The following is a 17138-nucleotide window of genomic DNA, read 5'->3' as shown; positions in this document are numbered from 1 at the left end:
TGCGGTCAATGACTAGGGGCATGACCACACACCCCGCTGCCGCTGTCGACCCACAGCCGCTCGCCCCGCCCACGGACACCCCGCACGACCCGGCGGCCCCGTCGGCGACGACCACCGAACTGACCCGACTGTTCTACGGCCCCGACCGCGACCGGGTTCACCGGCCCTGGCGGACGCTGGCCGCCGACCCCGACATGCAACGGCGCACCGATGCCGCGATACCCGACCAGTTAGCCGATTCCTACCGCAGGTTACGCCGCGTCGGCGCGGCCACCGACCCCACCGCGGTGGCCACCGACCCGTACCACCTGACGGCCCTGCACGAGTGGCTGGCCCCGGCCGACGGCGCGCTCGCGGTGCTGGCCGGCATCCACTACAACCTCTTCCTCGGCAGCCTCCACGACCACGACCAGCACCCCGACCGCCCGTTGGACGACTTCCTCCGGATGCGCCGCGTCGGCACCTTCCTCTGCACCGAACTGGCCCACGGCAACGACGCCGCCGCCCTGGAGACGGTCGCCGCCTACGACCCGGCCCAGCGCACCTTCACCCTGCACACGCCCCACCCGGGGGCGCGCAAGTTCATGCCCAACACCGGTTCCGTCGGCGGGGCCAAGTCCGGCCTGGTCGCGGCGCGGCTGCTGGTCGAGGGCCGGGACCAGGGCGTCTTCCTGTTCCTGGTCCCGCTCACCGACGCCGCCGGCCCGCTGCCCGGGGTCACGGTCCAGCCCCTGCCGCTACGCCCCGGCAGCCCGGTGGACCACTGCCTCACCTCGTTCGACTCCGTCGTACTGCCGCACTCGGCGCTGCTGACCGGCGAGCACGGGCGGCTGGCCGACGACGCCGCCTTCGCCAGCGCGTTCGGCAGCAGACGCAAGCGGTTCCTGGCCGCCATCGGCCGGGTGGGGGTGGGCAAGCTGTGCATGGCGGCCAGCGCGGTCGGTGGCGCCCGCACCGCGCTGGCCACCGCCGTCCGCTACGCCCACCACCGCCACGTCACCGGCGCGCGCCCCGGCGACCGCACCCCGCTGTGGGCGTACCGCACGCACCACGGGCCGCTGCTCGAAGGTCTGGCCACCCTGTACGCGATGACCGCGCTGCACCGGGCCACCCTGACCCGCTGGGTCGACCGCACCCCGGCCGACGCCGACGCGGCCGAGCGCCAGGTGGCCATCGCCAAGGGGTGGATCACCTGGCGGGCCCGGGACCTGATGATCGAGAGCCGTGAGCGCTGCGGCGCTCAGGGCCTGCTCCCGGTCAACGGGTTGGTGGCCCTGCTCGGCGACGTGGAGGGCGCCATCACCGCCGAGGGCGACAACCTCGCACTGTGGGCCAAGGCCGGCGCCGAACTGCTGTTGGCCGAACCGTCCGCGCCGGCGACTCCCGTGGACGGCCACCCGGCGACCCCGGACGGGGCCGGCCGGCCCGACGGGGAGGTGCCCGTGGGTTCCCTGACCGACCCGGCGGCCCGACAGGCCCTGTTGGCCTCGGTCGTACGGCTGCACCTGGCCCGGGCCCGCGCCCGGTTGCGTACCTCCCCGGCCGGCGACCGCCTGCGGCGGTGGAACGCCGTCGCCCCGGACGCGCTGGCCGCCGTGACGGCGCGGGCCGAGCACGACGCGGCGGCGGCCCTGCTGGACTGGGTGGCCGCGGCCGAAGCGCCACGGGCCCGCGATCTCCTGCTCGACCTGCACCGACTGTTCACCCTGCGGCGGATCGGCCAGCACAGCGCCCTGCTCGTCGCCTCCGGCGAACTGACCGCCGACCAGGCCGGCGATCTGGTCGCCCTGCCGGAGCAGTCGATCGACCGGCTGGCCGACCACGGGCCGACCCTGGTCGCGGCCTTCGACCTGCCGGAGTCGTTCCTCGCCCACCGCCCCATCACCAGCGCCCACTACCCGCACCGCCTCTTCGCCCACATCCGGGAGATGACCACGGCCTGGCGGCCCACCGGGCCCCCCGACACCGCCGTACCCGCGCCGCCCACGGCACCGTCGCCCCCGCTCGCCGTGCCCGAGGCGACCACGGCGGCGGGGGCGGGGGAGCACTCCGGCGGGACCCGCTAGCGCGATCCCGGCGTGGCCCGCCAGGACGGGCGGGCCACGCGGGGCGCGCGGTCGGCCGGACGGGCCACGCCGGATGTGCGGTCGCCGGGCCGGGTGCGGCTCCGGTCGGGTGCGGGGTCGGTCGGGCGCTGAGGCGCCCGTGACGTGGCAGAGCCCCGCGCGCCGGGCGAACGGCGGGCGGGGCTCTGCTGGGAAGCCGCGCGTCCACGGGGGTCGGTCGCGCGGCGGGTCTGTTAGACGCGGTCCACGGTGCGCTCCGGTGTGACGTCGCCGCCGCCGCTGCCGCTGCTCGCGCCGGGCGCCGCCGGCGCGGGCTCGCCGCCCTCGCTGATGCCGAACCGGTCGTGCAGCTTGCGCATCGGGCCCGGGGCCCACCAGCTCTTGGTACCGAGCAGACGCATCGACGCGGGGAGCAGGATGCCGCGGATCAGCGTGGCGTCCAGCAGGATCGCGAGCGGCACGCCGAGGCCCATGGCCTTCATGTAGCTGATGCCGGAGGTCAGCATGACGATGAAGACCAGCGACAGGATGATCGCCGCGTAGGTGACGACCTTGCCGACGCGCTCCAGGCCGGTGGCGACGGCGAGTTCGTTGTCGCCCGTGCGGTCGTACTCCTCCTTGACGCGGGAGAGGATGAACACCGCGTAGTCCATCGAGAGGCCGAAGCCCAGGGTGCCGACGAGGACGGGGACCGTCCAGTTGATGGCGCCGGTGTTGATGAAGTCGCCGACGAGCCACTGCAGGTGGCCGTCCTGGAAGACGAAGACCAGCGAGCCGAAGGTGGCGCTCAGGCTCAGCACACTCAGCAGCATCGCCATCAGCGGGAGCAACAGGCTGCCGGTGAGCAGGAAGAGCAGGATGTAGGTGCCGATCGCCATGATGCCGAGGGCGAGCGGCAGGTTGTCGGCGAAGACGTCGAAGGTGTCCACGGAGATGGCCGGGTGGCCGCCGACCTTGACCGGGAACGGGGCCTTGGCGTCCCGGATGTCGCGGACGATGTCCTCGCCCTTGGGGGAGAGGCCGTCCACGGCGGGCACCACGCTGAGGTACGTGGCCGAGTCCGTGCCGTACTGCTGCGAGAACCGGGTGGCCGGGGCGACTTCCTTGCCGCCGGCGTAGCTGCCGGTGAGGGCGTCCACGCGGGCGACGTTGGGCAGCGCGGAGAGCTGCGTGGCGTAGGCGGCGATGTCGCTCGTGCGGTCGGCCGTCTTGCCGATGTCCACGGCGACGACCTGCATGGCCTGCGCCTCGCGGTTGTTGAAGTCCTCGCGGACCGTCTGGGCGACCTCGGCCGACTGGGCCGACTTGGGCAGGATCTGCTCGTCCGGCAGGCGCAGGTTCAGGTCGCGGACGGGGGAGCCGAGCAGCGCCATCAGGGCGAGCACCGCGACCACCAGGGGCACGGGCTTGCGCATCACGAACAGGGCCAGCCGGTGCCAGCCGCCCTCGTGCGACGCGGTCACCGGGCGCGGCTTGCGGCGGATCAGGCGCAGCTTGTCGATGCGGGGGCCGGCCCAGGCCAGCAGCGCGGGCACGATGACCAGCGTGGCGAGCGCCGCCATCAGCGCGGTGGCCGCGCCGCCGATGGCGATCGACTGGAACATGCCGAACGGCATGACCATCAGCGCCATACAGGCGATGGCCAGCGTCACGGCGGAGAAGATGACCGTGCGGCCCACCTGGCGCATGGTGGCGCGGATGGCGGGCTCGGTGTCCTGGCCGCGCTGGAGTTCCTCGCGGTAGCGCGTGATGAACAGCAGGCTGTAGTCGATCGCGAGGCCGAGGCCGAGCAGCGTGGTGACGTTGGTCAGCAGGTTGTTGGCGTCGAACCCGAAGGTGATCAGGTACAGCAGCCCGAAGACGAGGAGCATGGTCGCCAGGGCGACGGCCAGTGGGAGGGCCGCCGCGACGAGCGAGCCGAAGATGACCACCAGCACGATCAGGACCAGCGGGAAGACCAGGGTCTCCGCGGTGGCGGCGTCCTTGGCGGACTGGTCGACGTTCTCGAAGTTCATCAGGGCGATGCCGCCCAGTTCGACGTCGAGCCCCTCGACCTTGCCCGAGTACTCCTTCTTGAGGTCCTGCACCCGGTCGTTGACCTCGTCGAAGTCGCCGAGGATGCGACCGCTGACGAGCGCCTGCTTGCCCGACTCGCCCTTGAGGGAGGGGGCCCGGTCCATGGACCAGTACGAGGCGACGTTCGCCACGTGCTCGTGGTCCTGGAGGCCCTTCGTCAGTTTCAGGCCAGCGGCGGTCACCGCGGGGTCGTCGACGCCGCGCGGGTCGCTCACCACGATGGAGAGGTTGGGGGTGCCCTGCTTGAACTCCTTCTCCAGGAGTTCCTCGGTCTCGTGCGATTCGGTGTCGGTGTTCTCGTAACCACCCATCGTCAGCCGGTCCGTCAGACCCATCGATGCACCACCGACGGCGAGCGCGATGATCAGCACGGCCAACAGCACTTTCTTTGGCCTGGGGAGGATCAGACTCGCTAGTCTGTCGAGCATTTTCGGAATCTCCTGACGGGCGGCGCGAGAGAGGGGAGCACCGTGCGAGGACTTGTGGAACAAATTGCACTAGACCTATGGAACAGTCTGCACCTCTCGCTGGCTCCGGTGCAAGTCGTTCCATAGATCGCCGGGTCACTTCCCGGGCACGGTGGGGACCAGCCCGGCTTGGTGATCCGGACATCAGTGGCATGTCCGGTTCGAGGCTCGGCGCTGGTCGCCGAACACCCTCCCCCACGTGGCCAGTTCCATGCCTGACCCACTGCCGAATGTCACCGGAACGTGATCCACATCGTGCCGGCCGGTCACCCCGCGGCCTCCCGTACGGGCGTTGACCGCGACGGCGGGGCCCGCCGCGCGACCGGCCGTACGGCCGACCGGGCCTGACGGGGCCACAGCCGGTGGACGTCGACACGGGACGCGAGAGGGGCGGCCACGGGCGGGGCGCGGGTCGGGCGGCGACCGCCCCGCCTCCGCGGGGGAGGCGGGGCGGTCGTGACGCTCACAGGCGCTGGGCGCGGCCCGCTTCCGGGCGGTGCCGCGCGCGGGTCACACGTGCAGTTCCAGCACGTTCGCCAGCAGCAGCACCGGGACGCCCCAGCGGTGCAGCTTGATGCCGAGCATGCGGGCCTGGAGCAGGTTGCCCTGGCCGACGCCCGAGCGGGCCTGGGAGACCCGCATCGCCCACAGCGGCACCATCAGCGCCACGAACCACACCGGCACGGCGCCCACGGCGATGGCCACCGCCACCGCGAGCGGCTCCAGCAGGTGTGCCCCGACGATGATCTTCCGGTAGGTCGAGGCGGTGGTGAGGGTGGCGAGGTTGCGCCGGCCGGCCAGCCGGTCGCCCTCCACGTCGTTCATGTTGGAGTAGATGGAGACCAGCAGGCTCCACAGGCCGAACAGCGCCGACTCCAGGATGACCAGGCCCGTCGCCTCGCCGGTGAGCAGCACGTAGGGGATCAGGATGGCCAGGCCCGGGCTGACCAGGATGATCTCCTGGCCGAAGTTGTAGCTGATCTTCAGGCCGTACGAGTACTGCACGTTCGAGACCAGCACCGCCACCATCAGGAGCCCGACCCACAGCGAGTTCTCCGGCGCGATGACGAAGACCAGGGACCACATCACCGCGCCCCAGGCCATCGCCCCCCAGCCGAACAGCTCGGCCTGCCGCACCGTCAGCGCACCGCTCAGCAGCGGCTTGCGGGACAGGTCGCGCAGCGCGCCGGACTCCGGCGAGTAGTTCCGCGCGTCGCTGCCGTCCCGGATGCCGGTGACGTCGTCCAGCGCGACGGTGGCGGCGACCACCCCGACGTAGCCGGCTATGTAGAGCAGGATCACGGCGAAGGTCGTGCCGTCCCACGTCAGCGCACCGGGCAGCGCGGCCCACACGATGAAGGCGCTCAGGTAGTAGTCGTAGAACGAGAGCTTGCCGAGCTTGACGAACGCGCTCAAGCGGTCCTTGGCGACCGGCGATGCGGCGGTGTTCAGCGACATACGGTTGCTGCCTTCTGTGATGGTTTCTTCGCGTTGTGGTGGGTGTGTCTTCCCGGTGTGCTCGGAGCGTGCGGGGCACGCCGGCGGGAATCGGTGCCTGTCAGCGGCGCGGGACGTCGGTCGGCGCGGGTGGGGCGCCGCGATGCCCCGCCCCGGGCCTGTCGTCCGACAGTCCTACGAGTGGTGCGGAGTCTTACCGAGCCGGACGGGTCCTACGGGCCCGACCGGGAACGCGCTGGGGCGCACGCGGTGGTGCGGAGGCGGAGCGCGGCGTGCGCCCCGGACCGGCGCGCGGTGGGCACGGCAAGGTGCCGTGGCGCGCCGACGGTGGTGTGCCGCCCGCGCGGTGCGCGGTCGCGGCGCCGTGGCCACGCACCGCACGGGTACGCGCCGGGCCCCGGCGCCGCGCGGTGGCGCGCTCGCGCCCGCCACCGGCGCCTCACCCGGCCGTGCGTCCTACCTGGGCTTGCGGCCGAAGCTGGAGATGAGCACCTGGGTCAGCCAGTGGTGGGCCGGGTCGCCCATCTCGGCCAGCGCCTCGTCCACCCGCTCCGCCGACACCTCGCCCTCGGCGACGATGCGCGGCTTCATGAACTCCAGCCACAACTGGTAGTGCCGGGCCTGGAAGGAGCCGCCCCGCACCATGACGGCCCGGCCCTCGGCCGACACCTCCTCCAGCTCGGTGGCCAGCATCGCCTCGAGGTCGAAGTGGCCGCCGCGCGGCTCGTGGCCCGAGCGGCGCATCAGCCCGTATCCGGCCGCCCGCACGTCCTGGAGGAAGTCCTCCGAGGTGGCGCTGCGGAACAGCGGCAGCGAGTCGGTGTCCTCAAGGAACAGCCAGCCGCCCGGCTTGAGCGCCCGGACCATGTTGGCCACCGCGGCCGGGCGGTCCTCCAGGTGCTGGACCACCATCCGCGAGTGCACGAGGTCGAAGGACTCGGCCGGCAGCTCCTCGGTACGGATGTCGATCCGGGCCACCTCCACGTGCGGCGCCCGCAGCGCTTCGAGCCGCCCCGTCTCCAGGTCGGCGGCGAGCACCCGCCCGGTGGGCCCGACCCGCTCGCCGAGCCAGCCGGCGATGGACCCGGAACCGGCGCCCACCTCCAGGGCGTGCCAGCCGGGGGCCACGCCGAGCCGCTCCAGGCGCTCGATGGTGCCCGGGTCCCAGATGGCCTCGTTGGCGCGCAGCCGCTCCGTCTCCTGGTCCCAGGTGGGGTCGAAGACGTACTCCTTGGAGTCCTTAGACTCCTGAGACGCCTGGGATTCCTGGGACGCCTGGTCGGTCACGCTCATATCGTTCTTCGCCCTCCGTGGACCTCGTATCCTCCGTGGACCTCGTTCCGCTGCCGCCCACGCCCAGCTTGTGTGGGGCTCAGGCTAGGAAGCCGGGCAAGTCCCTGCCATGGCAAGAGAGTGCGGGCCAAGGGGTAATCCAGGCAGTTATCTGCTAAGGACCCGCAGGTCACGCCTCGCGTACGGTGGTCGCCCCGCTACGCGCATCCATGAGGAGTTCGCGGTGCTGCACACACTGCTCGTCGGGCTGGGACGGTCAGGACGAGAGCTGCATCTGCCGGTGCTCCGCCGTCTGCGACAGGACGCCGGTGCCGGCTGTGACAACGCTGGCTGTGACAACGCGTCCACCGTCTTCGCCGCCGCCCCGCCGCTCGGCTTCGACCTGGCGCCCCTGCCGGCCGGCCAGGCGACGCCCGGACTGGTCACCGTGGACACGCTCGCCGAGGCGCGCGCCCGGCTCGACCCCAGGACCACCGTCGTCCACCTGTGCACGCCCCCGGGACACCGCGCCGAGGTGCTGCGCGACCTCGCCGAGCTGGGCTTCACCCGGTTCCTGGTCGAGAAGCCGCTCGGGGTCGACGGCGAAGCCGTCGCCGAGACCCGCGCCGTGCGGGACGCGTACGGCCTGCGGCTCGCCGTCGTCGCGCCCTGGTTGCACAGCACGCTGACCGCGCGGCTGAGCGAGACCGTGCGCTCCGGGCGGCTCGGCGCGCTGCGCCGCATCACCGTGCGCCAGCACAAGCCCCGGCTGCGCCGCTCGCTGTCCACCCCGAGCCACCCCACCGCCTTCGACGTGGAGCTGCCGCACTCGGTCGGCGTCGCCCTGCGGCTGGCCGGCGGCGGTACCGTCACCGACGCCGCCTGGTCCGACGCCACCTGCGGCGACCGCGTCGTGCCCCGGATGGGCACCGCCGAACTGACGTTGGCGCACGACGCGGGCGCCACCACGCGTATCGTCTCCGACCTGGTCTCCCCGGTGCGCGAGCGCAGCATGGTGCTCGACTTCGACGCGGGCCGGGCGATCGGCCACTACCCGGTCAGCGGCGAGGACAACTTCGCCCATCTGCGGGTGACCCCCATCGGGCTGCCCGAGGAGTACGAGGTCTTCCAGGACGACGCCCTGGACGCCTGCATCCTCGACACCTACCGGGGGTTCGCCGCGCACACCGACTTCACGGCCGACTTCGAGCTCCAGGCCCAGGTCGTGCGGCTCCTGGAGAGCGCCAAGCAACACGCCGCCGCGGCCGAACCCGGCGCCGCGCCGACCGCGGCCGGCCCGGCGGCGGCGCACGAACGCCCGGCCGCGGCCGGGGAGCAGGTCACGTCCACGAAGAACGGGAGCATCCATGTCGGTTGACGCCACCGGGACCAGCGCGGGCACCGCGTTGCCGCCGGGGATCGCGCTGTGCGGGATCGGCGACGAGGCGGGCGCCTCGCTCGACGAACAGATCAGCGCGCTCACCACGCTCGGTTGGGGCCACATCGAGCTGCGCAACGTGGACGGCACCGCGGTGGCCGACCTGGACGAGGCCGCCTTCGAGCGCCTGGTCGACCGGTTGGCCGCCGCCGACCTCGCGGTGACCTGCGTGGACTCCCGGATCGCCAACTGGGGCCGGCCCATCACCGCCGACTTCGACGCCGACCTGCGGGAACTCGACGCCCTCGGCGAGCGCTGCCACCGCCTGGGCACCCGCTACGTGCGCGTCATGTCCTACCCCAACGACGGGCTCTCCGAGGCCGACTGGCGGCAGGAGGTGCTCACCCGGATGGGCAAGCTCGCCGCCCGCGCCGAGGAGGCCGGCCTCGTCCTGCTGCACGAGAACTGCGCCGGCTGGGCCGGCACCGAGGCCGCCCGCATGCGCGAGCTGCTGACCGAGGTCGACAGCCCCGCGCTGCGCCTGCTCTTCGACGTCGGCAACGGCGTGGCCTACGACTACGAGGCGTACGACCTGCTGCCGACGATCGCCCCGTACGTCGAGCACGTGCACATCAAGGACGCCGTCGGCACCCCGGAGGACGCCAGCTACCTGCTGCCGGGCGACGGGCGCTGCCGCGTCGAGGACTCGCTGCGCTACCTCCTCGACCAGGGCTACACCGGCGTGTGGTCCATCGAGCCGCACATCAACGTCCGCCCGCACGAGTCGCTGGCCACCGAGGGCAAGGACGGCGTGGACGCGTTCGTGGAGTACGGCCGGGCCCTGGAGCGGATGGTCGCACGGCTCGCGGGGGAGCGCGCGTGACCGACGCCCCGGCGCGGGACCCGCTCACCGAACGCCCCACCGCACCCGCCACCGAACGCGCCGGCGAGACCCCTGACAGCGTCACCCTGTCGGTGGCCGAGCGCGAACTGCTGCTGCGCCTGATCGGGCTGCCCACCGCCGGCCCGCTGGAGGTGGGCCGGGACGGACCGCGCCCCGAGCTGTGGGCGGCCCAGCGCGCGTACGCCGATGCCGCGGCCGAACACGGCTTCACCGTCGTGCACCACGCCGCCGCCGACCCGGCCGTGCTCGAACTCGACGGCGTGCCCGTCACCGTGCGGGAGGCCGCGGCGGCCATGCCCGACTTCCTGGAGTGCCAGCCCAGCATGGTGCTGCGACTGGGACCCGAGCTGCCGGCCGAGCGGACCGTGATGTTCAACGTCCACCTGGACACCGTCGCGGGCTTCGAGCCGCCCCGCTACGCCGACGGCCGCTTCCACGGCCGCGGCGCCATCGACGCCAAGGGCCCGGCCGTCGCCCTGCTCGCCGGGTTGCGCGCGGCCCGCGCCGCGGTGCCCGCGCTCGGCGAGCGCGTCGGCGTGCTCATCCAGCTCGTCGCCGGCGAGGAGGGCGGCGCCATGGGCGTCTTCGGCACCCGCCCGCTGGTCGCGGCCGGCTACACCGGGCGGCTCAACGTCTTCTGCGAGCCCACCCGCCAGCTCCTGCTGCCGCGCTCGACGGCGGCGGCCACCGCCCGCATATCCGTCGCGGGCCAGGACTCCATCGACGACCGGCCAGGCGGCGGCCACAACGCCACCGTCCTCCTCGGTCACCTCGCCCAGCACCTGGCCCGGCACCTGCCCGGGCGGGTGGCCGGCGGCCGGGTCTGCGTCGCGGGCCTGCACACCGGCACCCTGCACAACAAGGTGTACGGCAGCGGCCACCTGCTGCTCAACCTCGCCTACCCGACCACGGAGGCCGGGCTCGCCCTGCAACAGGCGCTCGAAGACGAACTGCGCGCCGCTCTCGCCAGCTTCACCGAGACCTTCGCCGACCTGCCCGACTTCGCCCTCACCGCCCGCGAGGCGGCCCAGGTCACCCGGCTCGACTGGCTCAAGCGCGGCCTGCCCGCGCTGGCCAGCTCCGACCCGTGGGCCGAACGCCTGCTCACCGAGGGCGCCGGACTGCGCTACGCGCCGGCCGACGCCGACGCGTTCACCTGCGACGCCATCTGGACGCACGACGTACCCGGCGCGTACACCGTCGTCTACGGGCCCGGCGACCTCGACGCCAACGGCGCGCACGCGGACGGCGAACACGCCGACCTCGCGGACCTGGAGTCCTTCGCCACCGGCGTCCGCGCGCTGCTCACCTCCTTCGCCCGGGCCAGCGAGGCCGGCCAGCCGCCCGCCCCGGTCGCCACCACGCCCGACCAGCCCGCGGGCGCCACCACCCCCGCCGGCAGCACCAGCCGCACCGCCTAGCCAGGAACGGAAGGTCATGACACCTGCGTCGCCCCAAGGAGCCGAGGAGAGCGCACCGCGCGTCCCGTACGAGGACCTGGTCGGCTTCGCCGCCGACGTCTTCGCCGCCCGCGGCGTGCCCACCGGCCGCGCCCGCACCGCCGCCGAGGCCCTGGTCTACGGGGACCTGGCCGGCATGCGCTCCCACGGCCTCACCAACCTGACCCGGCTCTACCTGCCGCTCTTCGACGACAAGCGGGTCGAGCCCGACGCCGAGCCCGAGGTGCTCGCCGACAAGGGCGCCTCCGTGCTCCTGGACGGCAAGAAGGGCCTCGGCCTGTGGCTGGCCAGCGAGGCGATCGACCTGGCCGCCGAGCGGGCCGCCGAGTACGGCATCGGCCTGGTCTCGGTGCGCGACGCCACCCACTTCGGCTGCGCCGGGCACCACACGCTGCGCGCCGCCGAGCGCGACATGGTCGGCATCCTGGCCTCCAACTGCGGCGGCCAGCGCATCGCCAGGCCGCCGGGCGGCAAGGTCGCCATGCTCGGCACCAACCCCATGAGCATCGCGTCGCCGGCCGGCCCCGACCTGCCCCCGTACTGCCTGGACATGTCCACCACGGCCGTGCCCACCGGCAAGATCCGCCAGGCGGCGCGCGCGGGCCAGTCCATACCCGAGGGCTGGCTCACCGACGCGCAGGGCCAGCCGGTCACCGACCCGCACGCGCTCGACCGCGGCGACGGCTTCCCGACCTGGCTCGGCGGGCGCCCGGAGACCGGCGCGTACAAGGGGTACGGCCTGGCCCTGCTGGTCGAGGTGTTGGCCGCGCTCGTCCCCGGCGCCGGGCTCGGCCCCGCGCCCGAGGCGTACGAGGGCAGCGGCGGCCCCTCGGGGCGCGACGACGACATCGGCATCCTGGCCATCGTGGTCGCGCCGGGCGCGCTGCGCCCGGTGGAGGGCTTCCTCTCCCAGGCGGGCGGCCTCTTCCAGTCCCTGCTCGACTGCCCGCCGATCGACCCGGCCCAGCCCGTGAGCTACCCCGGCGCCCGCGAGGCCGCCACCGCCGCCGAGGCCCGGTCCGGCGGCGTACCGATCACGCCCGCGCTCCACGAGGAACTGCGCGAGGTCGCCGAGCGATGGGGCCTTGAGGTCCCGGTTGGAGTGGACGCATGAGTGGCGCGCTGCGCGTGGGAATCGTCGGACTCGGCGTCATCTCGCGCTTCTACGTGAAGGCGTTCGACGAGCTGCCCGACGTGGAGCTGGCGGCCGTGTGCGACCTGCGGGCCGACGCGCTGGCCCCGTTCGAGGGGAAGGTGCCCACCTTCGCCGACTACCGGGAGATGATCGCCGCCGGTGGCCTGGACGCCGTCGTGGTCAACGTGCCCAACGACGTACACGCCCTGGTCTGCGGCGACCTCGTCGCCGCCGGGCTGCCGGTGTGCGTGGAGAAGCCGCTGGCCACCCGGGTCGAGGACGGCCGCGAACTGGTCCGCGCGGCCCGCGAGAAGGGCGTGGTCCTCTTCACCTCCTTCCACCGCCGCTACAACGACAACGTCCTGGACCTCATCGCCCGCGTCCCGGCCGGCGCCGAACTCCGGCACGTGACCGTGCGCTACCTGGAGATGATCGAGGAGCACGCCGGCGACGACCACTGGTACCTGGACCCGGAGCGCTGCGGCGGCGGATGCGTGGCCGACAACGGGCCCAACGCCTTCGACACCGTCCGGCAGATCGTCGGCGAGGTCACGGTCACCGACTCCAAGGTCGTACGGGACGCGCAGGGCACCGACCGGCAGGCCACCGTCGAACTGCGCGCCGAATCCGGCGCCACGGCACGGGTGCTGCTCGACTGGGCCTACCCGGGCGAGACCAAGGACGTCGAACTCACCCTGGCCGACGGCACCGTGCTCGTCGCCGACATGCTCGGCGGCCACGACGGCTTCAAGACCTCGCTGTGGCACGAGTACGTGGGCGTGCTGCGCGACTTCGCCTCCGCCGTGCGCGCGGGCGAGGACCGCGGCCACGGCGGCCTGGCCGCCCTGGAACTGGTGGCCGACGTCTACCGGCGCGAGGCCGAGGCGGCCGGCGCCGGCGGCACCGCTGGCCAGCACGCCGGGGGAGGCGCCCGATGAACCCCGCGGAAGACGGCGCCAAGCGCCCCGTGACCGGCGAACTGGTCAAGATCCTCACGCACAAGCGGGACGACCGGGGCATGGAGCTGACCGAGTTCGCCAGCCGCTGCGTGCGCCGCGAGGAGGTGCACGAACTGGTCACCACCGACCACGACGACACCAGCACCGGCGCCGTCATCGACCGGGTCGGCTTCCTCGGCTTCGTGGAGCTGGCCCGTGGCGGCGTCATCGACCGGGGCGACGAGGTGCGCATCAACGGCCACCTGGTCGGCACCGTGCTCGGCTTCGACTCCTGCCACTACCCGAACCACTACAACATCCTGATCAACGTCGACAAGACGGCGTCGGGGCCGGATCTCGGGCTACAGCCCGAGATGGAGGTGCGCTTTGACCCTGCGCCCTGACGGGCCGCGTCCGGCCGTGGCACCGCTGCTCGACACCCTCTCCGGCCCCGACACCCTGCGGGCCGTCCCCGCGTCCCGGCTCCCCGGGCTGGCCGCGGAGATCAGGGAGTTCATCGGGCGGGCGGTGCCGCGCCAGGCCGGGCACCTCGGGCCCGATCTGGGCGTGGTGGAGCTGACGCTCGCACTACACCGGGTCTTCGACTCGCCCCGCGACCGCCTGGTGTGGGACACCGGCCGCCAGGCGTACGTCCACGAACTGCTCACCGGCCGCCGGGACTTCACCCGGCGCCGCCGCCGCTCCGAACCGACCTGGTACGCGGCCCCGCACGGGGCCGTGGAGAACGCGCGCACGGCCACCGCCCTCTCCTACGCGGACGGCTTCGCCAAGGCGCACCAACTGCTCGGCCTGCACGACCGGCACGTGGTCGCGGTGGTCGACTGGGACGCGCTGGCCTGCGGCATGGCCTGGGAGGCGCTGAACAACCTGGCCGCCAGCCGCGACCTGCCGCTGGTGATCGTCATCCACGAGGCCATCCCGACCGCCGCGCCCGCCGCCGACGGGCTCACCGACCGCCGGCTGCTGCTGCGCCCCGCCCCCGACCGGGTCGCGCCCGACCGCCTCGCGGAGCCGGCCGGCGACGCCCTGCCGGGCAGCGCCGCCGGCGCCGGTGGCGGCATCACGCTGGTCCAGGCGCCGCCGGAGCGGGCCCAGGCCACGGAGCGGCCCCGGCCGACGCCCCGTAGCCTCTTCGACGACCTGGGCTTCGGCTACTTCGGCCCGCTGGACGGTCAGGACACGGTGGCGTTAGAGGTGGCGTTACGCCGGGCCAAGGCGCTCGGCGGGCCCGCCGTCGTGCACTGCGTCACCCGTGGCGACCCGGACCCCGGGCCCGCCGCCCAGCCCCCCGGCACCGTCCGCGGCCCCCGGCCGGCCGAACCGGCCGCCGGTCCTTCGTGGACGTCGGTGTTCTCGGAGGAGATGGTCAGGCTCGGTGGTGAGCGGGAGGACATCGTCGGCGTCACGGCGGCGATGGCGCGACCGGTGGGGTTGGAGGCGTTCGCCAAGGCGTATCCGAAGCGGGTCTTCGATGTGGGGATCGCGGAGCAGCACGCGGTGACGTCGGCCGCGGGGCTGGCCCTTGGCGGGGTGCATCCGGTGGTGGCGGTGTACGCGACGTTCCTGAACCGGGCCTTCGACCAGGTGCTGATGGACGTGGCCCTGCATGGGTGTGGGGTGACGTTCGCGTTGGATCGCGCGGGTGCGACGGGCAACGACGGGCCGTCGCACAACGGCATGTGGGACATGTCGATTTTGCAGGTGGTGCCGGGGTTGCGGGTGGCGGCGCCGCGGGATGGTGCGCGGTTGCGGGCGTTGTTGCGGGAGGCGGTGGAGGTGGAGGACGCGCCGACGGTGGTGCGTTATCCCAAGGGTGCGGTGGGTGCGGACATCGAGCCGGTGGCGTCGGTGGGTGGGTTGGATGTGCTGACGCGGGCGCGGGGTGTGTCGCGGGTGTTGTTGGTGTCGGTGGGGGCGATGGCCCAGGTGTCGTTGGAGGCGGCGGCGTTGTTGGCGGAGCGTGGGGTGGGGGTGACGGTGGTCGACCCGCGGTGGGTGAAGCCGGTGAACTCGGCGTTGGTGGGGTTGGCGGCCGAGCACGAGCTGGTGGCCACGGTGGAGGACAACGGCCGCGTCGGCGGCGTCGGCTCCGCCATCACCCAAGCCCTCCGCGACGCGGGAGTGACCACGCCCCTCCGCGACTTCGGCCTGTTACAACGCTTCTGCGAGCACGGCAGCCGCGACGAGGTGCTGGCCGAGGCCGGCCTGACCGCCCACTGCATCGCGGAGACCGTCGAAGACGTGCTGACCCCGGACGACCAGCCGTCCCTGCGCGGCGCCTCCTGACCAACCCCGACCCCTGACCAGCCCAGCTCCTGACCCCCGGCCCGTGCGAGGGGATGCCCGGCCACGCCACGGGCGGCGGCGGCGGTCAGCCGGCCGCCTCCGGCGTGGCCGGGCCGAGCGGGCGGGCCGGCGTCACGCGCCGCCGGTGGACGAGGACGTCGAACCACTCGGCCAGCGAGCCGCCCGTCATGTGGTGGTCCGGGTCGCGCCGTGGGTCGTGGCGCGGGCCGACGAGCCGCGTCGTGACGTCCCGGGCCAGCCACTCGGCGACCCGCCGTGGCGCCCGCTGGCGCAGGTCGAGGAGGAAGTCGCCCGCCCCCGCGCCGTCGAGGACCGACTCCACCAGCGGTGGCACGGGAGCGGGCACCCGGTGGTGCGGCGCCCCGGTGTACGGGGCCAGTTCGCCGGCGCCGAAGGTGAGGCCGATCGACAGGTACCGGTCCCCGAGGTCCGCGTGGAGGTGGCCGCCGGCGTTCGGGGAGAGCCCCGGCGGGTGAGGCGGGAAGCTGACGACGCGTCCGGGCGCCCTGGCCGTGTGCGAGCTGGAGGACCAGAACAGCACCCGGTGCCCGGTGTGCCGGTGCCACCACAGCACGTTCTCGGCGAACGACCGCTCGTAGTGGGCCATGTTGTGCGGGTCCAGCGGGTCGTGGCCGTGGTCGTGGAGCGCGTGGTACTGGACGATCAGCCGCGCCTGGTAGCGCGCCCAGGCGTGACCCTCGTGCCCCGGCGCCGCCGCCACCAGGTCGTGGGCCGCCCGCGCGTGCTCCCGCCAGGGCCGCCGGTCGGGCAGGGCCTGGTAGCGGCGGGTGTGGTCGGGGACCGCGCCGGGCGGGCGGAGTTCGGCGTAGTGGGAGGCCAGCTCCGCCAGCCGCTCGGGCGCGGCCCGGCGCACGTACGCGGTCACCGCGTCGTACGCCGCCGCCCCCGTCTCCCGTGGGCTGACCCCGACGACGCGCGGCGCGGCCTCCGGCCGGGCCCGGCGCAGGGCACGCAGCCAGCGGAGGAGGCCGAGCGTCTCCCCGGTACGGGAGAACGGCTCGGCGGCCCGGAGCAGCGCCGCGACGTCCCCGGCGCCGGTGCGTACGTACGCGTCGAGCGCGGCGCCGAGCGCCGCGTCCTGGTCCAGGGCGAGCACCCGGAAGTCGGCCTCGGCGAACAGCAGCCGGGCGATGCGCGCCTGGAGGGCGAGGAGTTCGCGCGCGCCCCGGGTACCGGCGCCGAACCCCGCCACGGCCGTCCGCTCACCGACCATGGCGAGCAGCGGTCGCAGGTCGTCCAGGGGCGCCAACGGGTCCGCCGTGCGCAGGGGATGCGCCGCGCCCCTGATCCACTCGCCCACCACTGCCCGGTCCGTCGCTGAGATCGTCATGCGGCCACCCTCGGGCCTCAAGCGCGGTTGAGGTCAAGCTCCGCTTGGCGCGCGGGCCGCCCGCCGGCCCGGCCGACGGATTCCGCCTCTGCCGCGCGCCCGCGCGCGTGCCGTGCGGCGACACGCGCGGGATTACGCCATGCTGGGCGCACGACCAGCGGCGCCGGCCCGGTCGGTCCCGGTGGGTGGACCGCGGGAGTGGGACATCCGACACGGGGTGTACAGGACGGCGTGTGGAAGCTTGAATACGGAGTGAAGCCGCGCGTGCACGCCAGGTGTGGGCGGCGCGCGCGAGGGGTCGCACC

Annotated in this window: 12 protein-coding genes; 8 read left to right on the top strand and 4 right to left on the bottom strand. The window is 73.8% G+C overall.

Annotated elements, in window-relative coordinates; all coding sequences use genetic code 11:
- Positions 1-20 precede the first annotated feature (20 nt).
- The gene (locus tag AC3CHW_RS09620) at positions 21-2066 is read left to right on the top strand and encodes an acyl-CoA dehydrogenase family protein (protein ID WP_488470173.1); all 2046 of its coding nucleotides are present in this window, start codon (positions 21-23) and stop codon (positions 2064-2066) included.
- A gap of 233 nt (positions 2067-2299) precedes the next feature.
- Here AC3CHW_RS09620 and AC3CHW_RS09615 read toward each other — a convergent pair whose 3' ends face one another.
- The 3 genes from AC3CHW_RS09615 to AC3CHW_RS09605 form a co-directional block, all read right to left on the bottom strand.
- Positions 2300-4570, bottom strand: a complete 2271-nt coding sequence (locus AC3CHW_RS09615; RefSeq protein WP_488470172.1) for an MMPL family transporter — start codon at positions 4568-4570, stop codon at positions 2300-2302.
- 549 nt (positions 4571-5119) lie between these two features.
- The gene (locus AC3CHW_RS09610; protein WP_398608456.1) at positions 5120-6067 is read right to left on the bottom strand and encodes a UbiA family prenyltransferase; all 948 of its coding nucleotides are present in this window, start codon (positions 6065-6067) and stop codon (positions 5120-5122) included.
- Between the two features lie 456 nt (positions 6068-6523).
- On the bottom strand, positions 6524-7354 hold the full coding sequence (locus AC3CHW_RS09605) for a class I SAM-dependent methyltransferase (protein ID WP_232109762.1): 831 nt from the start codon (positions 7352-7354) through the stop codon (positions 6524-6526).
- Between the two features lie 229 nt (positions 7355-7583).
- Here AC3CHW_RS09605 and AC3CHW_RS09600 point away from each other — a divergent pair, with 229 nt between their 5' ends.
- From AC3CHW_RS09600 to AC3CHW_RS09570, 7 genes are read left to right on the top strand one after another with little or no spacing between them, the layout of a single operon-like run.
- Positions 7584-8717, top strand: coding sequence for a Gfo/Idh/MocA family oxidoreductase (locus tag AC3CHW_RS09600; RefSeq protein ID WP_488470171.1), 1134 nt, complete (start codon positions 7584-7586; stop codon positions 8715-8717).
- Positions 8707-9600, top strand: a complete 894-nt coding sequence (locus AC3CHW_RS09595; protein WP_187061959.1) for a sugar phosphate isomerase/epimerase family protein — start codon at positions 8707-8709, stop codon at positions 9598-9600. The genes AC3CHW_RS09600 and AC3CHW_RS09595 overlap by 11 nt, the downstream gene beginning before the upstream one ends.
- Positions 9597-11042 carry a M20/M25/M40 family metallo-hydrolase gene (locus AC3CHW_RS09590; RefSeq protein WP_488470170.1) on the top strand — a complete coding sequence of 482 codons (1446 nt, stop codon included), beginning with the start codon at positions 9597-9599 and terminating at the stop codon, positions 11040-11042. The genes AC3CHW_RS09595 and AC3CHW_RS09590 overlap by 4 nt, the downstream gene beginning before the upstream one ends.
- 16 nt (positions 11043-11058) lie before the next feature.
- Positions 11059-12195, top strand: coding sequence for an Ldh family oxidoreductase (locus AC3CHW_RS09585; RefSeq protein ID WP_488470169.1), 1137 nt, complete (start codon positions 11059-11061; stop codon positions 12193-12195).
- On the top strand, positions 12192-13154 hold the full coding sequence (locus AC3CHW_RS09580) for a Gfo/Idh/MocA family protein (RefSeq protein ID WP_488470168.1): 963 nt from the start codon (positions 12192-12194) through the stop codon (positions 13152-13154). The genes AC3CHW_RS09585 and AC3CHW_RS09580 overlap by 4 nt, the downstream gene beginning before the upstream one ends.
- The gene (locus tag AC3CHW_RS09575; protein WP_176164086.1) at positions 13151-13558 is read left to right on the top strand and encodes a DUF6917 domain-containing protein; all 408 of its coding nucleotides are present in this window, start codon (positions 13151-13153) and stop codon (positions 13556-13558) included. Before AC3CHW_RS09580 ends, AC3CHW_RS09575 begins: the two co-directional genes overlap by 4 nt.
- The gene (locus AC3CHW_RS09570; RefSeq protein ID WP_488470167.1) at positions 13542-15461 is read left to right on the top strand and encodes a 1-deoxy-D-xylulose-5-phosphate synthase N-terminal domain-containing protein; all 1920 of its coding nucleotides are present in this window, start codon (positions 13542-13544) and stop codon (positions 15459-15461) included. Before AC3CHW_RS09575 ends, AC3CHW_RS09570 begins: the two co-directional genes overlap by 17 nt.
- Before the next feature lie 85 nt (positions 15462-15546).
- On the opposite strand, the gene AC3CHW_RS09565 is transcribed toward AC3CHW_RS09570, so the two are convergent.
- On the bottom strand, positions 15547-16833 hold the full coding sequence (locus AC3CHW_RS09565; protein ID WP_488470166.1) for an erythromycin esterase family protein: 1287 nt from the start codon (positions 16831-16833) through the stop codon (positions 15547-15549).
- Between the last annotated feature and the right edge of the window lie 305 nt (positions 16834-17138).

Source organism: Streptomyces sp. MGP-BFMKR1 (genome assembly GCF_057766585.1).
Note: the sequence above shows the minus strand (reverse complement) of the source record. Positions and strands in the feature narration are given on the sequence as shown.

Excerpts from the sequence above, each read along its gene's own strand:
- AC3CHW_RS09620 (WP_488470173.1), top strand. The coding sequence starts at position 21 with ATGACCACACACCCCGCTGCCGCTGTCGACCCACAGCCGCTCGCCCCG.
- AC3CHW_RS09610 (WP_398608456.1), bottom strand. The coding sequence starts at position 6,067 with ATGTCGCTGAACACCGCCGCATCGCCGGTCGCCAAGGACCGCTTGAGC.
- AC3CHW_RS09580 (WP_488470168.1), top strand. The coding sequence starts at position 12,192 with ATGAGTGGCGCGCTGCGCGTGGGAATCGTCGGACTCGGCGTCATCTCG.
- AC3CHW_RS09615 (WP_488470172.1), bottom strand. The coding sequence starts at position 4,570 with ATGCTCGACAGACTAGCGAGTCTGATCCTCCCCAGGCCAAAGAAAGTG.
- AC3CHW_RS09595 (WP_187061959.1), top strand. The coding sequence starts at position 8,707 with ATGTCGGTTGACGCCACCGGGACCAGCGCGGGCACCGCGTTGCCGCCG.
- AC3CHW_RS09585 (WP_488470169.1), top strand. The coding sequence starts at position 11,059 with ATGACACCTGCGTCGCCCCAAGGAGCCGAGGAGAGCGCACCGCGCGTC.
- AC3CHW_RS09575 (WP_176164086.1), top strand. The coding sequence starts at position 13,151 with ATGAACCCCGCGGAAGACGGCGCCAAGCGCCCCGTGACCGGCGAACTG.
- AC3CHW_RS09565 (WP_488470166.1), bottom strand. The coding sequence starts at position 16,833 with ATGACGATCTCAGCGACGGACCGGGCAGTGGTGGGCGAGTGGATCAGG.